16 protein-coding genes are annotated in these 15,775 nt (G+C 63.9%); 9 read left to right on the plus strand and 7 right to left on the minus strand.

What is annotated here, in order from left to right:
- Positions 1-29 precede the first annotated feature (29 nt).
- The 3 genes from HAP41_RS31785 to HAP41_RS31795 all read left to right on the plus strand — a co-directional run bounded on the left by HAP41_RS31785 (position 30) and on the right by HAP41_RS31795 (position 2,830).
- On the plus strand, positions 30-1,196 hold the full coding sequence (locus HAP41_RS31785) for an MFS transporter (protein WP_166092050.1): 1,167 nt from the start codon (positions 30-32) through the stop codon (positions 1,194-1,196).
- A gap of 68 nt (positions 1,197-1,264) precedes the next feature.
- Positions 1,265-1,876, plus strand: a complete 612-nt coding sequence (locus HAP41_RS31790) for a PilZ domain-containing protein (protein WP_063982484.1) — start codon at positions 1,265-1,267, stop codon at positions 1,874-1,876.
- A 330-nt stretch (positions 1,877-2,206) separates the two neighbouring features.
- Positions 2,207-2,830 (plus strand): transglutaminase-like cysteine peptidase, encoded by a 624-nt coding sequence (locus HAP41_RS31795; protein ID WP_166092028.1) that lies wholly within the window; start codon positions 2,207-2,209, stop codon positions 2,828-2,830.
- Between the two features lie 166 nt (positions 2,831-2,996).
- Here the strand turns inward: HAP41_RS31795 and HAP41_RS31800 are convergent, their stop codons facing one another.
- Positions 2,997-4,340 (minus strand): IS1380 family transposase, encoded by a 1,344-nt coding sequence (locus HAP41_RS31800; protein WP_166053720.1) that lies wholly within the window; start codon positions 4,338-4,340, stop codon positions 2,997-2,999.
- Between the two features lie 227 nt (positions 4,341-4,567).
- Here HAP41_RS31800 and HAP41_RS31805 point away from each other — a divergent pair, with 227 nt between their 5' ends.
- From HAP41_RS31805 to HAP41_RS31830, 6 genes are all read left to right on the plus strand, one after another.
- Complete coding sequence (locus tag HAP41_RS31805; RefSeq protein ID WP_071912608.1) at positions 4,568-5,554, plus strand: ABC transporter ATP-binding protein; 987 nt, start codon at positions 4,568-4,570, stop codon at positions 5,552-5,554.
- A gap of 42 nt (positions 5,555-5,596) precedes the next feature.
- On the plus strand, positions 5,597-6,886 hold the full coding sequence (locus HAP41_RS31810; RefSeq protein ID WP_071912606.1) for an ABC transporter substrate-binding protein: 1,290 nt from the start codon (positions 5,597-5,599) through the stop codon (positions 6,884-6,886).
- Positions 6,887-6,890: 4 nt separating this feature from the next.
- Positions 6,891-7,850 (plus strand): ABC transporter permease, encoded by a 960-nt coding sequence (locus tag HAP41_RS31815; protein WP_038945489.1) that lies wholly within the window; start codon positions 6,891-6,893, stop codon positions 7,848-7,850.
- Positions 7,851-7,853: 3 nt separating this feature from the next.
- On the plus strand, positions 7,854-8,732 hold the full coding sequence (locus HAP41_RS31820) for an ABC transporter permease (protein WP_063982477.1): 879 nt from the start codon (positions 7,854-7,856) through the stop codon (positions 8,730-8,732).
- A 20-nt stretch (positions 8,733-8,752) separates the two neighbouring features.
- Positions 8,753-9,484 (plus strand): aspartate/glutamate racemase family protein, encoded by a 732-nt coding sequence (locus tag HAP41_RS31825; RefSeq protein ID WP_166091998.1) that lies wholly within the window; start codon positions 8,753-8,755, stop codon positions 9,482-9,484.
- 177 nt (positions 9,485-9,661) lie between these two features.
- The gene (locus HAP41_RS31830; RefSeq protein ID WP_166091991.1) at positions 9,662-10,153 is read left to right on the plus strand and encodes a hypothetical protein; all 492 of its coding nucleotides are present in this window, start codon (positions 9,662-9,664) and stop codon (positions 10,151-10,153) included.
- Positions 10,154-10,338: 185 nt separating this feature from the next.
- Here the strand turns inward: HAP41_RS31830 and HAP41_RS31835 are convergent.
- From HAP41_RS31835 to HAP41_RS31860, 6 genes are all read right to left on the minus strand, one after another.
- A protein-coding gene (locus HAP41_RS31835; RefSeq protein WP_166091987.1) for an IS630 family transposase occupies positions 10,339-11,285 on the minus strand; the annotation gives its coding sequence in 2 pieces (ribosomal slippage) (positions 10,339-10,946 and positions 10,946-11,285; 948 coding nt in all).
- 418 nt (positions 11,286-11,703) lie between these two features.
- Positions 11,704-12,930, minus strand: a complete 1,227-nt coding sequence (locus HAP41_RS31840) for an IS91 family transposase (protein ID WP_166061603.1) — start codon at positions 12,928-12,930, stop codon at positions 11,704-11,706.
- Between the two features lie 20 nt (positions 12,931-12,950).
- Positions 12,951-13,811 (minus strand): tyrosine-type recombinase/integrase, encoded by an 861-nt coding sequence (locus HAP41_RS31845; RefSeq protein WP_166079017.1) that lies wholly within the window; start codon positions 13,809-13,811, stop codon positions 12,951-12,953.
- A gap of 203 nt (positions 13,812-14,014) precedes the next feature.
- Positions 14,015-14,395: a hypothetical protein gene (locus tag HAP41_RS31850; RefSeq protein WP_166091963.1), complete on the minus strand. Its 381-nt coding sequence runs from the start codon at positions 14,393-14,395 to the stop codon at positions 14,015-14,017.
- A 206-nt stretch (positions 14,396-14,601) separates the two neighbouring features.
- Positions 14,602-15,132, minus strand: coding sequence for a gamma carbonic anhydrase family protein (locus HAP41_RS31855; protein WP_028150041.1), 531 nt, complete (start codon positions 15,130-15,132; stop codon positions 14,602-14,604).
- A 106-nt stretch (positions 15,133-15,238) separates the two neighbouring features.
- Complete coding sequence (locus tag HAP41_RS31860) at positions 15,239-15,568, minus strand: DUF6949 family protein (RefSeq protein ID WP_014494286.1); 330 nt, start codon at positions 15,566-15,568, stop codon at positions 15,239-15,241.
- Between the last annotated feature and the right edge of the window lie 207 nt (positions 15,569-15,775).

Here is a 15,775-nt window from a genome sequence, read left to right on the forward strand (position 1 = left end):
TTCGAGAGAGGGCTTGGGGAGATGAGACGTTGCGCAATCGCTGGGGCATTCTTGCGATCCTGTTCGTCGTGCGCCTCACCATCGCGTTCCAGTTCCAGAGCGTGGCCGCAGTCGCGCCGTTGCTGCAACAGACCTTTGGCGTCGGGCTCGCCGATATCGGCATCCTGATCGGACTCTATTTCACCCCCGGCATCCTGCTGGCGCTGCCGGGCGGCGCGATCGGCCGGACTCTTGGCGACAAGCCGACGACGATCGCAGCGCTGCTGCTGATGACCGCGGGCAGCCTGGTCATGGCCACCACCGACATCTGGGGCTGGCAGATGGCGGGCCGGCTCGTCTCCGGCGCCGGCGGCGTGCTGCTGACGGTGCAGCTCACCAAGATGGGCACCGACTGGTTCGCCGGGAAGGAGATCGCCACCGCGATGGCGATCTTCGTCAATTCCTGGCCGGCCGGCGTCGCGATCTCGCTGCTGGTGCTGCCGGCGATCGGCACGGCCTATGGCGCAAGCGCGGTGTTCCTGGCGGCGGGCGCACTCACGGCAATCGGTATTGTGCTGGTCACGCTCTATCAGTCGCCGCCGGGAGCCACAGTCAGCGCGGCCGGCCCAGGCCGGCTCGATCCCCTCGCACTGCTGGCGGTGATCGTCGCGGGCCTGATCTGGGGACTTTTTAATGTCGGCTTCGCCATGATCTTCTCGTTCGGCCCCTCCCTGCTCGCCGAGCGCGGCTGGAGCATTGCGGCGGCGGGCTCCGCGATCAGCCTCGTGATGTGGCTGTCGGTGATCTCGGTGCCGGCAGGCGGCTATCTCGCCGACCGCTTCAAGCGTCCGCTCACGCTCGCGACCGCAGCCAGCCTCATCGTGGCCGGGCTGCTGGCCTGGTTGCCGCGATCGGATGCGGTGATCACGGTCCTCGTCCTGATCGGCCTGATCGGCGGCCATCCGGCCGGCCCGATCATGAGCCTGGCCGCCCGCGTGCTCGCGCCGGAAACAAGGGCGATCGGCATGGGCGTGTTCTACACTCTCTTCTATGCCGCGATGATGCTGGGACCGGCGGTGGCCGGCCGGCTGGCCAAATCGGCCGGGACGGCCGCGGTGGCACTCGACCTCGGCGCGCTGACGGTGCTGGCCTGCCCGCCGCTGATGTGGCTTTTCGAGCGCATTGTGTCTGTCCGTAATCGACGCGCCCAATCCTAACGCGGCGTTAACCCTGTGCACCTTAGGGTCGTCCCGGACTCCGCCAGGCGGGGGGTCGGGTTGTGAAAATGGCGTTGGCGAACAAAAAATTTCTTCCGGCCGCCGAGGAACGACGGCGTTTCCAGCGGGTGAAGGTTCACCTGCTCGGCCGCTACATGCTGCCGGACCGCCGGGAATTCCCCTGCCAGGTGATCAACATGTCGCCGGGCGGACTGGCGCTTCTGGCCCCCGGCATCGGCAATGTCGGCGACCGCGTCGTCGCTTATCTCGACCATATCGGCCGGGTCGAGGGCAAGATCACCCGCATCATCGACAACGGCTTCGCCATGACGGTCGGGGCGACGCCCCGCAAGCGCGACAAGCTGGCGGCCCAGCTCACCTGGCTTGCCAACCGCGACATCCTCAATCTGCCGGAGGATCGCCGCCACGACCGTATCGTGCCGCGCAACCCGATCGCGGTGCTGACGCTCGAGGACGGCACCAAGATGACCTGCCGCATCATCGACCTCTCGCTGTCCGGTGCCGCCATTGCCGCGGAGAACCGCCCGCCGGTGAAATCGATCGTGCTGCTCGGCCGGGTCCAGGGCCGCGTGGTCCGAAACCTCGAGGACGGCTTCGCGCTGGAGTTCATGCACGAGCAGCCGATAGAGACTCTCGAAGAGAGCGTTACCGCGCGGTAAAGCGCAAGGACGCTAAAACGCCTGTATTTCCAGCCCTGAAGGCGGCTTCCGCGATGCGGACGCCGCCTTTTTCGTGTCCGGCGACCGCCTCGCGCGGGTTAACGCGAGGGCCGCGTGCGCGCGCAAACAACAGTTCCGCCAGCGTTTCCGCGTTAATAGATAAAATTTGAATCAATTGAAGTCATTTCAAATCTTAGTCGAATTCGATTCAAGTATAGATCGAATTCATCGCGCCTTTTACTTGTATTCGTCTCGACTTGACTTGGCCGACTTAGCGGCAACTCAAAAGCTCCATGCGAAATGTGGTCCCAACAAGAAACGGGGGCCGCAATGTTGGACTTCAGGGGACAGGGGAAAGGGCTGGCACTGGCTGCCATGCTCTTCGGGATCAGCGCGGCAGCGCAGGCCAGCGAAGGCCGTCTGCTCTACGCGAGCCTCGGCGACACCACGCGTGCGCCGATCGGCTGGGTCGAGTTCTGTGCGGATAATGCCGCCCAGTGCCAGGGCGCGCCGACGCAACCGCGCGACATCGTGATGTCGCAGGCCGCATGGCGCGACCTCGTCAAGGTCAATCGCTGGGTCAACGAGACCGTCAAGCCTTTGACCGACCAGGAGCACTGGGGCGTGATCGAGAAGTGGTCGCTGCCGACCGACGGTTACGGCGATTGTGAAGACTACGTGCTGCTGAAGCGCAAGATGCTGATCGATGCCGGATGGCCGCGCGAGGCCCTGCTCATCACCGTCGTGCGGGACAAGAAGGGCGAAGGACACGCGGTGCTGACGGTGAAGACCGACAAGGGCGAGTTCGTTCTCGACAATCAGAACGAGAACGTCGTTGCCTGGACGGAGACCGGCTACCGCTTCGTCAAGCGCCAGTCACAGAGCGATCCCAACGTCTGGGTCTCGCTCGGCGACACCAAGCCGGCGGTCTCCACCGCCAGCGCCAAGAACTAGCCCGCCCTATTCGTGAGAGCGCGGTATTTTGGTCCGACTGGTGCATCCGCACACCTCCGCTGACGAGGCGCACAGGATTGCCTTCGGCTTTTCACCGCCTGACGACCGGTACTTTGCAACGCGCTTGAGGGATGGGTTGGGTGAACGCGGGCGGACGCCCCACCGGTCAAGGACCGAGCGGCAGCAGCGCGCCGGGCAAGCTGCGGATCAGGTCGGCTTCGGGACATGCCGCGGCGAACGCAAGGCGAATGCGGCTCTTGGTCTCGACAACCCGGGCGGCGATTTTCAAGAGCCGAAGACGCAGCGTCGCGAACTCGGCAGTGGCCAATTCCCGGACTTTGGGAATGGCGTCGCGCACGGTCAGCATCAGCCAATAAGCGGCGGTATGGAGAACGAGGCGGACTTGATTGGCGAGCGCCGAACGGCAACTGGTGCGATCGGAGGCGAGCTGCGTCTTATGCAGCTTGATCAGATTCTCGGCTTGGCCGCGCGCGCAATACAGGCTGTCGTAGATCCACTCGGCCGAGCCGACATCGAGGCTGGTGACGACGAAGCGGATGTCGAGGCCGAGCATCGTCGCCTCAATACGGGCGACGGTGCGTCGTTCGCGATCCCAGGACTTTGCCTTGTGGCGCGTCTCGGTATAGCCGCGCAGAACCGGCAGGTTCTCGATGGCGCGTCGCGTGCGGATGTCGTCGGCGACCGCGTCGACTTTTCTGGCGAGCGGCTTGGTGCCGGACAGACCGAAGATGTAGTCGATGCCGTTGGTCTCGCACCACGCCATTGCCTCCGGCCGGGCATAGTGCCCGTCGCCACGGAACGTAATTCGCGTGTTGTGCCACCGCGTCCGGATATGCCGTACCAGGCGGCGCAGATGGGCACGCACCTCGACGCCGCCCGGCGTCTTGCCGGGCCGCAGCACGACCGCCACGGGCCGGCTCTTCTCCGTGTCGTAGACGTGGATCGGCAGGAAGCAGCGTTCGTCATAATGAGCGTTGAACAGCGAGAGCTGCTGATGGCCGTGGACGACATCGCAGGTATCATCGATGTCGAGCGTGACGGATGCCGGCTCGCGCGGGTAGCTATCCATCCATGCGTCGACCAAAGTGTAGGTCAGTCGGATCACGTCGCGCAGGCGCGGAGCATTCTCCAGACGCGACAGCGTCGGTTGGGAACACAGATCGCGACCCGTGTCCGGCAGCCGTCCGCAGGCCAGCTTGAATGCGGGATCGGACCGCAGATGATCGAGGTCGTCGGCGTCCTCGTAGCCGCAGCAGATCGCGAACATGCGCGCGCGGAACATATCGACCAGGCTGTGCACGACCCGCGTCGGATCGCGCCGATCCGGGAACACCCGGGCCAAATTGTCGGCCAAGCCGAGACGCCGCTCGGCCATCGCCAGAAGCATCACGCCCCCGTTCGAGGTCAGCCGACCGCCATCGAAGGCAGCTGTGACTTTCTTGGCGTGAACGGCTGGAAACGAGAAGGGCAGAATCGTATCGTCGGTCATGGCGGGCGTGGTGTTCGCGGCTGAAGGTGATGGGGTTGGCTTCGCAACCGAATCCTACGCCGCATCAGCGCTTTACACCACGCTCGCCAGCCTCTCAGGCGCCCTCTGACGAATAAGACGGGCTAACGACCTGACTCTGCTGCACAGTTCTGGAATTCAGCCGGCCAAGGGCGGTTGGCACGGACCTTGCGGAGAGACGGGAGCATCGCCCCTCCCTTGGACACGCCATGGCCACTCCCGCCGCTCTCGAACTGGTCGCCGTCACCAAGCGCTACGACACGACACTGGCGGTCGACACCGTCAATTTGAAGATTCCGGCCGGGACCTATTGCTGCCTGCTCGGCCCCTCCGGCTGCGGCAAGACCTCGACCTTGCGCATGATCGCGGGCCATGAGGCGGTCAGCAAAGGCGACATCATTCTCGGTGCGCAGAACGTGACCGACCTCGAGCCCGCCAAGCGCGGCACGGCGATGATGTTCCAGTCCTACGCGCTGTTTCCGCATCTGACGGTGCTCGACAACGTCGCGTTTGCCCTCAAAATGCGCGGCGTCGACCGCGCGACCAGGCACAAGCGCGCCGGCGAATTGCTCGAGCTGGTGGCGATGACACCCTATGCGGGCCGGCTCCCGGCCCAACTCTCCGGCGGCCAGCAGCAGCGCGTGGCGCTGGCTCGCGCACTGATCACCGAGCCGCAGATCCTGCTGCTCGACGAGCCGCTCTCCGCGCTCGATCCGTTCCTGCGGGTGAGGATGCGCGGCGAGTTGAAGCGCCTTCAGCGCGAGCTCGGCATCAGCTTCATCCAGGTCACCCACGGCCAGGAAGAAGCGATGGCGCTCGCCGACCACATCGTGGTGATGAACCAGGGCAGGATCGAACAGCAAGGCACCGCGCGCGAGATCTTCCACCGCCCCCGCACCGAATTCGTGGCGCGCTTCATCGGCGGCCACAACGTCCTCAGCGACGCCGGAAACCTCATCGCCGTGCGCGCCGATCAGCTCGGCATCGCGCCGTTCGCCGAGGGCGCGTTCGGCGCCCCGGCGCTGCTGACCCAGACCGAGTACCAGGGCTCCTACATCGCCGTCTCGCTCACGCTCGACGATGGCACCGCCCTGTTCTCCCACCTCCCCGAGGCCGCCTTCGACGTCCACCCCTTCCGTCCGGGCGATCGCGTGCTGGCCACCTGGGATCCCGCCAAGGCGCAACGCCTGCAATAGCGCCGATCGATCACTGGAATGCGCAACAGAGGAGTGACTGATATGACCGAGACCACCAGGACGAAGGGCGTCAGCCGCCGCACGCTGCTCAAGGGCACCGCAGGTCTCGCGGGCCTCGCCGCCGGCTCCGGCGCAATCACCGGCTTCCCCTATGTGAAATCGGCCGATGCGAAGGTGCTGCGCTATCTCGGCACCGCCGTGAACGAGGGCGACGACATCTCCAAGCAGTGCCTCAAGGACACCGGCATCAAGATCGAATACATCACCGCGACCACCGACGACGTCACCAAGCGCGTGATGACCCAGCCCAACTCCTTCGACGTGTTGGACACCGAATATTTCTCGCTGAAGAAGATCGTGCCGTCGGGCAACATCCTTGCCCTCGATGCCAGGAAGATCAAGGAATTCGACAACATCACGCCCGTCTTCACCAAGGGTGAGACGCCCGGCGGCAAGAAGATCGGCGGCCAGGGCACGGCGCCCTGGAAGGTGCTCTATCTCGAAGGCAAGGACTCCAAGAAGTTCGCGACGTCGGCGACCGAGTTCGTCACGCTGATCCCGACCGTCTACAACGCCGACACGCTCGGCATCCGTCCCGACCTGATCAAGCGCCCGATCAGCTCGTGGTCCGAGCTGCTCAACCCCGAATTCAAGGGCAAGGCCTCGATCCTCAACATCCCCTCGATCGGCATCATGGATGCCGCGATGGTCGTGGAAGCCACCGGCAAGTACAAATATGCCGACAAGGGCAACATGACCAAGGAAGAGATCGATCTCACCATGAAGGTGATGACCGAAGCCAAGAAGGCGGGGCAATTCCGCGCCTTCTGGAAGGACTTCAACGAGAGCGTCAACCTGATGGCCTCCGGCGAGACCGTGATCCAGTCGATGTGGTCGCCGGCCGTGACGAAGGTGCGCTCGATGGGCATCCCCTGCACCTTCCAGCCGCTCAAGGAAGGCTATCGCTCCTGGGCCTCGGGCTTCTGCGTCTCCAAGGGCGTGTCGGGTGCAAAGCTCGAATGGGCCTATGAGTTCGTGAACTGGTTCCTGTCCGGCTATGCCGGTGCCTATCTCAACCGCCAGGGCTACTACTCCGCCGTGCTCTCTACCGCGAAGGCGCACATGGAGCCGTACGAGTGGGCGTACTGGATGGAAGGCAAGCCGGCCGAGAAGGACATCAAGGCGCCCGACGGCTCGCTGCTCGAGAAGGCCGGCGCGGTACGCGACGGCGGCTCCTACGAGGACCGCATGGGCGGCGTCGCCTGCTGGAACGCCGTGATGGACGAGAACGACTACATGGTCCGCAAGTGGAACGAGTTCATCGCGGCCTAACGTGATGGACACGTCAGAGGACATCCTGCAACAGGCGTCCCCGGGCTTGATCCCGGGGTCGGGCACGGCGCGCGCCGCGAAAGCGACGCGCCTGTCGCCGTCCTTCATCTCCTGGCTCCAGGCCGGGCCGATGATGCTGGTGTTTCTCGCCTTCTTCCTGATCCCTCTGGTCTTCGTCGTCATCGTCTCGTTCTGGGACTACAACGAATACCAGTTGCTGCCGGCCTTCTCCGGCCGCGGCTACACCGACACGTTCGAGGGCTGCATCGCGCAGCTCCCCGATCTCTGCACCATCGCCAAGACCTATCTGAAGACGTTGAAGCTGTGCTTCCTGGTCTGGGTCATCACGCTCTTCATCGGCTTCTGGGTCGCCTACTTCCTCGCCTTCCACGTCAAATCCAAGACCTGGCAGATGGGATTGTCGCTGCTCTGCACGATCCCGTTCTGGACCTCCAACGTCATTCGCATGATCGCCTGGATCCCGCTGCTAGGACGCAACGGCCTGGTGAACTCCGGACTGGTCAAGAGCGGATTGATCAACCATCCGCTGGAATGGCTGCTGTTCTCCGAATTCTCCGTGGTGCTGGCGCTGGTCCACCTGTTCACCTTCTTCATGGTGGTGCCGATCTTCAATTCGATGGTGCGCATCGACAAGTCGCTGATCGAGGCGGCCTACGACGCCGGCGCCACCGGCTTCCAGACGCTGGTCAACGTCATCATCCCGCTCTCCAAGCCCGGCATCGTGATCGGCTCGATCTTCGTCATCACCATCGTGATGGGCGACTTCATCACCATCGGCGTGATGGGCGGCCAGCAGATCGCCGCCGCCGGCAAGATCATCGAGACGCGGGTGAACGCGTTGCAATTCCCGGCTGCCGCCGCGAACGCCGTGATCCTGCTCATCATCACCTTCCTGATCATCACCATGATGTCGCGCATCGTCGACATCAAGAAGGAGCTCTAGAGCATGAAGGAGGGACGCCCGCGCTCATTCTACGTGCTCGCGATCTTCTTCGCAGCCTATGTGCTGTTTCTCTACGGCCCGATGATCGCGATCTACGTCCTCTCGTTCCAGGGCCCGCAGGGCGGCCTCACCTTCCCGATGAACGGCGTGTCGACCTTCTGGATCGCAAAACTGTTCCAGGGCACCGGCATCGTCGATCTCGGCGCGGCCTTCCGCCGCTCGCTGCTGCTTGGCCTGATCGTGATGGTCGTGACCGTCGTACTGTCGGTCGCCGCCGGCATGGCCTTCCGCCGCAAGTTCAAGGCGCAAAGCATTTTGTTCTACTCGGCGATCGCGAGCCTGATCGTGCCCTCGATCATCACCTCGCTCGGCATCTCGCTTGAATTCCGCATCATCGACGATTTGATCAAGGCGCACTGGAACGAGAATTTCGAGACCTCGATGGGCCTGCTGACCTCAGGCCTAGGTGCGCACCTGACCTGGACGCTGCCGTTCGGCCTGCTCATCATGTTCGCGATCTTCAACCGCTTCGATCCCAGGCTCGAGGAAGCCGCGCGCGATCTCGGCGCGACGCCGTGGCAGGCCTTCCGTCATGTCGTGCTGCCGATCATCCTGCCCTCCGTGATCGGCATCGGCCTGTTCGGCTTCACGCTGTCCTGGGACGAGCTCGCCCGCTCCAGCCAGGCGATCGGGGCGGTGAACACGCTGCCGCTCGATCTCCAGGGCCTCACCACCACCGTGACGAACCCCGACATCTATGCACTCGGCACCGTGATCTCGGCGGTGTCGTTCACCGTGATCGCCCTTGCACTCGGCACCATCCACATGCTCAACAAACGGCAGGCGGCCAAGGGCTCGGATGCCGGCCAAGGGCTTGTCTGACAAGGGGCTTGTCTGATCTGATGCGACTTCACGTCGTCAATCCCAACACCACCGCGTCGATGACGGCGAAGATCGCCGCTGCAGCACGCAGCGTCGCCCTGCCCGACACATTGATCGATGCGCGCCAGCCCGCGATGGGCCCGGTCTCGATCGAGGGCTTTTACGACGAAGCCTTCGCCGTGCCCGGCATGCTTGGCTGCATCCGCGACGCCGACCGCGACGGCGCCGACGCCCACATCATCGCCTGCTTCGACGACACCGGCCTCGACGCCGCGCGTGCCGCCGCGAAAGCGCCGGTGATCGGCATCGGGGAAGCCGGCTTCCACATGGCGAGCCTGATCGCGGCGCGTTTTGCCGTGGTGACGACCCTCGGTGTCTCGATCGTGCCGATCGAGCATAATTTGCGGAAATACGGTCTCGCCGAGCGCTGCGCTCGCGTCCGCGCCGCCGAGGTCCCGGTGCTCGCGCTCGAGGAGCGCAATGCTGATGCTCTCGGCAAGATCTCCGCGGAGATCACCGCCGCGGTCCGCGACGATCGGGCGGAAGCCGTCGTGCTCGGCTGCGCCGGCATGGCTGACCTCGCCGCCGAGCTCGCCGCCACACATGGCCTGCCCGTGGTCGACGGCGTCGCCGCGGCGGTCACGCTGGCAGAATCACTGGTGCGGCTAGGACTGAAGACCTCCCGACTCGGGCCCTATGCGGCGCCGCGCTCGAAGACCTATTCCGGACCGTTTTCGCCGTTCCAGCCTTGATCCCGGCTCTTTTCGAGGACCTTCAGGGGTCCCAAGACCAGCTGATTGCTGGTTTTTTGCCGTTAGCCTCTTTTTGGTCCCATTTGTTACCGAACGGTAACACTTTCGGGACGTCCCGGCGACCGCTGGTTGCCGCACTTCGCCACTCACCAAGTTTCAATTTGGGTTTTGTCAGCGATGATCGATCTCGCCCAGGACAGGCCGTCCAACCCCCTCCTTCGCCTTGGCGCCCAGCCGATTGCGCTGACCGCCGCAGCCCTCCTGCTCCTCATCGCCGGCGTGACCTCGATCGCGATCTGGCGCGCCTCTACCGGTGCAACTCCTGAGACCGACCGGGTGGTGGCGTCGCGGCAGCTCCAGGCCCGCACGGCCCAGGCATCCGAGCAACTCGTCGAGAAGACCAAGGGTCTCGAGGCGACCCAGCAGGAATCGATCGACCAGCTCCAGGTCGTGCAGGACCAGCTCCAGACCATGAAGCGCCTGATGGCGGCGCAGCAGGCCGACACCAAGCGCCTGTCCGAACAGGTCACGACGCTGAACGAGTCCATCGACGGCCTTCGGCAGTCCTTTGCCAGCGTCCGGGCCACGGAGGCGGAGACACCCTCGGTTACCCGCAGGAAACCGTCGCGCCGTGTCCACGCCAGCGCCCGCAAGCGCTCGCGCGGCTAGCCGGGTCAGGGTCTGCGACTAAATTTTTCCACATGTGAACTGGATCACATTCCCCCGTATGATTCCGCGCCATGCTCGCGGTTACCGGATGGCGTGAGCCGATTTCAATGTCCGGGGCTGGCAAGGTCGTTGACGGTATACTGCGTCAACGGCCTTGTTCTTTAGTGGGCTAGAGCGTTTTCCGATCACGTTGCGTCGTAACCAGCCGCGACGAGATAATTTTGACATTCCTCGGGTGAGAAGCGTTTGAGAGCGTTGGCGATTGCTTGCCAGAGATCGGGCATGGTGCGGGCTGCGGCGGCCCGCAACAGCGCTTTCAGTTTGGAGAAGGCCATTTCAATCGGGTTGAAGTCTGGACTGTAGGGCGGAAGATAGAGCAGGCTAGCTCCGACCGCCTGGATGGCCTCTCGAACGCCATGGACCTTGTGAGCGGGCAAGTTGTCCATGATAACGGTATCGCCCGGCCGCAGCGATGGGGCGAGCAATTGCTCGACGTAGGCCAGGAAAGCGTCGCCATCCATTGGACCGTCCAGAACAAGCGGCGCGATCAGACCGTCGGAGCGCAATCCAGCGGTGAACGTCGTCGTCTTCCAATGTCCGTGTGGGATAGCTGCACGACATCGCTCGCCGCGTGGCGAGCGCCCGTAACGCCGCGCCATTTTGGTGTTGGCGCTGGTTTCGTCGATGAAGACGAGACGCTCAGGGTCAAGGTCGATTTGCCCTTCGAACCACTCCTCACGTGCGGCATTTATATCGCCGCGCCGTTGCTCGGCGGCGTGCGCTGTCTTTTTTTAAGTGTGATCTTTCTGCGCTGGAAAAAACGCCAGAGCGACGCGATGCCAGTCGATATTCCATGACGTTTCAACAGTTCTCGCAACTCGGCAAGCGTGATATCCGGCCTCGCTGTCACCGCCTCCAGAATCAATTGCGAATGCGCTTCGATGCGCTGCGATTTGCGGTCACCGCCCTGGCGTTTAGGAACGATGTCGCCAACTTTCTTGAGGCGACCGCGCCAGCGGATTGCACTGGCCGCGCTGACACCAAAGCGCTCAGCAGCCTGTCGACAGGACATGCCACCGTCAATCGCGGCTACCACCCTTTGGCGAAGATCAACCGAAAGCGCCCTGGCCATACATGCTGGCCTCCCTCGCCAGCATGCAGCTTGAATCTGACTCGCGCCGTTTTGGGAATCTGGAGGGTTCTGTGAGGTCGCGCTCACGCGAGGGCGCGGCAGGCGCTTATGACGCGACCTCATTGAAGCCGGATTGAACGAAGGCGCGGGAGGCTATTCGCGGTTTTGCAGCTATGGGGATTGTTCGAGATCGCCATGCCCGATCTGCTGGCTCGGCGCGTGAGGCAGAGACACAGGAGTGCGCATCCTGGAAGAGTTGAGATCAGACGCGCTTCGCCTGAGATCGCGATAGGCCTTTTGCTGCATCGGACGGTTGTTGTCGCGCAGTGTGACAGCACGGATTCGACATCGTCCGCGATGATCGAGACGCTGGGAGCGAAATGACGAATGATGATCGTCGTGCACGACATGACTTGGCTCACGATGTGTCGCATCGGAACGGTGATGTTCGAGGGCTGGGGCGTCTGAAGCTATGTCGAAAGCGCTCAATGATGCGCATGACGCCACCACAATCGGGACAGGCAGGAACCTCGGCCCAGGTTTGAGCCTCCGAATCCACAGGCGACGGCTGGCCATCGTTTGGGGCTGTTCGCTCATGATCGAGAAGTTCGCGGCAAAGGGCGAGCTTGGCAGCGCGATGGCGGTTGGCCATGAAGCCGAAGTGGCGGATGCGGTGGAAGCCGTCAGGCGGCGTATGAAGCAGGAAACGGCGAATGAACTCATCGGGCTTGAGATTCATGATCTTTGTCGCGCTGTTTTGGCGATAGTCCTTCCATGAGAAGGCGACATGATCGTCGTCGAGTGCGACGAGCCGGCTGTTGGCGATCGCGACGCGATGGGTGTAGCGGCCGAGATAGGCCAGGACCTGTGCGGGTCCGCCGAAGGGCCGCTTGGCGTAAGCAACCCAGTTGATGCGTCGCATGGCGTCGAGGTGGGCCGCAAAGGCAGCCGGCTCGGCCAGAGCTCCGAGATCGCCGAAGAAACGCAAGGCACCGGAGTTGAAGGCTGCCGACAGACGTTTGAGAAAAAGTGTGCGAAATAGTCTGGACAACGGTTTGACGGCCAGGAAGAAGTTCGGTCGGCAAGCGGTCCAGCGCGCGCCATCGGGCGAGAGGCCGCCACCCGGAACGACGCAATGGACGTGGGGATGATGCATCAGCGTCTGTCCCCAGGTGTGGAGGACGGCGACGCCGCCGATCGCACCGCCGAGCCGGCGTGGATTGGCGGCGAGCGTCGTCATCGCCTCGGCGGCAGCCTTGAACAGGATGGCATAGACGACGGCCTTGTTCTGGAAAGCGATCGCGGCGATCGGTGCGGGAAGTGTAAAGACGACGTGGAAATAGGGAACCGGAAGCAGGTCGGCTTGACGCGCGGCGAGCCACGCGGCTCGGGCTCTCCCCTGACACTTCGGACAGTGCCGATTGCGGCAGGAATTATAGGCAACGCGTGTCGTGCCGCAGTCGTCGCAAGCCTGCATGTGGCCGCCGAGCGCCTCGGTCCGGCACGCAACGATCGCGCTCATCACGCGCCGCTCGACCCGCCCCAGATGACCGGCATGTACACGGCGATAGGCGTCGCCATGCCGGCGCAGAATATCGGCAATCTCGATGGCGGGCCTGTTGGAGCGGATGTCGGAGCGGGTCATGACCCGCATCCCGCTGCGGGTCATCCAGGTGGCGTCACCTCCAGCGACAGGCGATCGAGCGGGCTCTGCGTCGCTCGGATCGTATCGGTGGCGACCTGCGTGTAGCGCGCTGTCGACGACAAATTATTGTGCCCGAGCAAGACCTGGATGATCCGGATATCGGTTCCGTTCTCGAGAAGATGTGTCGCGAAGCTGTGGCGCAGCGTGTGCGGCGTGACGCGCTTGGTCAGGCCCGCAGCCTTCACCGCCGACCGGCAGGCGGCATGCAGCACGGTCTGATCGATCGGATGATCTTCGTCACGACCAGGGAACAGATAAAGCCGCGGCCGGGCGAGCCGCCAGTAGGTGCGCAGGATGCCCAGCAGCTGGGGCGACAGCATCACGTTGCGATCCTTCGCGCCCTTGCCGTGGCGCACCTGGATGACGCCGCGGGCGCTGTCGATGTCTTCGATCCGCAGTCCCGCAACCTCCGAGGCCCTGAGCCCGGCCGCATAGGCGGTGGTGAGCGCGGCGCGGCTCTTCAGGCTCGATACCGCTTCAAGAAACTGAACCACTTCGTCGGCGCTGAGAACGACCGGCAGCTTGCGCGGTTCTCGCGCATAGGGAATGCGCTCTGGGATGAGCGCCTCGCCGAGCGTGACGCCGTAGAAAAACCGTAGCGCACAGACGATCTGGTTCAGCGCCGGCCATGAGATGCCGGTCGAGACCAAATGCACCTGGAAGGCGCGGACGTCTTCCAGCTCTAACCGGTCAGGCGATCGGCCAAAATAGCGGCTGAACTTCGAAACCGCGCTGATGTAGGATCTTTGCGTCGCCGGCGACAGATTGCGGACGGTCATGTCTTCGATCATGCGGCGGCGAAGAGGGCTCAAATCGGCCATCTCGATACTCCTGTCTGAGGGGGTGGGCTCCAACACCCACATCCTCTCAGCCAGGAGGCGATCTATGCCACCTTGCCCCCTACGCCGCGGCAGCGGCTTCGTTCAATCCCCACCCGATTCTTTCCGGTCGGAAAATGCTCTAGCTGGAGCCCCGCTCCGATGGAATCGGAGCGGGGCTCCAGCTTTTTGCAGCTGTCAGAACGCTATTCGCAGACATCCACGCGGCGGACACGCCAGCCTGCCGGCGTCATCACGCGCTTCCGCACCACGTAACAGCCGCCGTAACCGCCGTCGTCGTAGCCGGTACCATAGTAATAGGGATCGCCGTAACCGTAGCCGTAGCCGTAATAGCCGCCATAGTAGCCGGCGCCGGCGAGACCTGCCCCGATCGCCACTCCGGGCCAGAAGCCGCCGCCACGCCAGTAACCGCCATGGCCCCAGCCGCCACCATGGCCCCAGCCGCCGCCGCCGTGGCCCCAGCCGCCGCCACCATGACCGAAACCGCCCCCCGCCTCAGCCGCCTGCGGCGCCGACAAGCCGACTGCCGCGACGGCCAGCGCCGCCATCATCATCTTGCGTAACATCACTCGATCCTCCGCGTGGAGACGTTCCACGCTCAAAGCAGGACCAAGCTAACGTCACCCGCGCCTTCCTGACAGCCTTACTGCCTCACTTCCGCGCGAGTATCAGCAGCCGCGATCGAAGCATGTGAATCCGAAGGAAGCTGACGCGCGGCGCGCGCGGACCGCTATGCGGCGGCTGCCATCTTCTCGGCGGCCCACGGCTATTCTCAGCCGATCCGCTTCAGGCCTTTCTTGAAGCGCGGGCCGTTGGCCACGTAGAACCTCGCCGCACTCCCCATCTTCTGCACCTGGGCGTCGTCGAGCGTGCGGATCACGCGCGCGGGCGAGCCGATGATCAGGGAGCGTTCGGGAAATTCCTTGCCCTCGGTGATGACCGAGCCCGCGCCAACGATGCTGTTGCGGCCGATCTTCGCGCCGTTCATCACGATCGAGCCCATGCCGACGAGCGCGCCCTCCTCGATCGTGCAGCCGTGCAGGATGACGTTGTGGCCGACGGTGCAGTTCTTGCCGATGACCAAGGGAAAGCCGAGGTCGGTGTGGCAGGTCGAGCCATCCTGCACATTGGCGCCCTCGCCGATCTCGATCCATTCATTGTCGCCGCGCAGCACGGCGCCGAACCAGACGCTCGCACCCGGCTTCAGGCGCACGCGGCCGATCACGGTCGCGGTCTCGGCGATGAAGTAATTCCCGTCGGCGGGAAGATCGGGTGCCTGTCCGTCGAGCTCGTAGATCGCCATGGGGTTCTCCTGTCGCGTCAACCCCAGCCATAGCGAAACGGCGACGCTGAGGCAAAGGGCCGCCGCGCCACGCAGGGGACGCAGAGTATCCCGTGCAACGGAAGCGTCAGACCAGAACGCCGGCGGCGCGTAGCGTCATCAGGAAGAAGGTGCCGCTCATCATGCTCCAGAAGCCGGCGATGACGGTCGCCATCATCACGAATTCGACGCGGCGGCTTTCCACCCGCATGCCACGCAACGTGTTGCGCATGATGATGAAGGGCGCCGCGAAGACCAGGAACGGAACCGCGGCAAACGTCTTCGGCGCCACGCCGTCCTGCAACAGGCCGAAACCGGCGGGCCGCTGGGCAAACGCCTGGTATCCGTTCACGAGCGCGCCCGCGAGCGCGAAACCGATGCAGATCGAGAACAGAGAATTGAAGGCTTCAGGTGTCATCGAACGGTCCGCCCTTACGCAACGCCGGAGCCATCCTGTGACAAAGAGTGTCGGTTAACGCTACATTATCCTTAAGGGAAGGTTAACGTCGGTGGCCGATCCGCGCAGGGCCCTCCCCCATCCCGGCGGCCGGGAACGCTCCGCGAATTCGCCGCCGCATGGCATATTCGCCGCTGATTCGTCGGCCACCGGCCGACTTCCCGGTTC

Source organism: Bradyrhizobium barranii subsp. apii (genome assembly GCF_011516635.5).
Lineage (GTDB): Bacteria > Pseudomonadota > Alphaproteobacteria > Rhizobiales > Xanthobacteraceae > Bradyrhizobium > Bradyrhizobium barranii.

Bases quoted from the DNA above. Each gene is read 5' to 3' on its own strand.
- HAP41_RS31790 (WP_063982484.1), top strand. From the start codon at position 1,265: ATGGCGTTGGCGAACAAAAAATTTCTTCCGGCCGCCGAGGAACGACGG.
- HAP41_RS31795 (WP_166092028.1), top strand. From the start codon at position 2,207: ATGTTGGACTTCAGGGGACAGGGGAAAGGGCTGGCACTGGCTGCCATG.
- HAP41_RS31800 (WP_166053720.1), bottom strand. From the start codon at position 4,340: ATGACCGACGATACGATTCTGCCCTTCTCGTTTCCAGCCGTTCACGCC.
- HAP41_RS31805 (WP_071912608.1), top strand. From the start codon at position 4,568: ATGGCCACTCCCGCCGCTCTCGAACTGGTCGCCGTCACCAAGCGCTAC.
- HAP41_RS31810 (WP_071912606.1), top strand. From the start codon at position 5,597: ATGACCGAGACCACCAGGACGAAGGGCGTCAGCCGCCGCACGCTGCTC.
- HAP41_RS31815 (WP_038945489.1), top strand. From the start codon at position 6,891: ATGGACACGTCAGAGGACATCCTGCAACAGGCGTCCCCGGGCTTGATC.
- HAP41_RS31820 (WP_063982477.1), top strand. From the start codon at position 7,854: ATGAAGGAGGGACGCCCGCGCTCATTCTACGTGCTCGCGATCTTCTTC.
- HAP41_RS31825 (WP_166091998.1), top strand. From the start codon at position 8,753: ATGCGACTTCACGTCGTCAATCCCAACACCACCGCGTCGATGACGGCG.
- HAP41_RS31830 (WP_166091991.1), top strand. From the start codon at position 9,662: ATGATCGATCTCGCCCAGGACAGGCCGTCCAACCCCCTCCTTCGCCTT.
- HAP41_RS31840 (WP_166061603.1), bottom strand. From the start codon at position 12,930: ATGACCCGCTCCGACATCCGCTCCAACAGGCCCGCCATCGAGATTGCC.
- HAP41_RS31845 (WP_166079017.1), bottom strand. From the start codon at position 13,811: ATGGCCGATTTGAGCCCTCTTCGCCGCCGCATGATCGAAGACATGACC.
- HAP41_RS31850 (WP_166091963.1), bottom strand. From the start codon at position 14,395: ATGTTACGCAAGATGATGATGGCGGCGCTGGCCGTCGCGGCAGTCGGC.
- HAP41_RS31855 (WP_028150041.1), bottom strand. From the start codon at position 15,132: ATGGCGATCTACGAGCTCGACGGACAGGCACCCGATCTTCCCGCCGAC.
- HAP41_RS31860 (WP_014494286.1), bottom strand. From the start codon at position 15,568: ATGACACCTGAAGCCTTCAATTCTCTGTTCTCGATCTGCATCGGTTTC.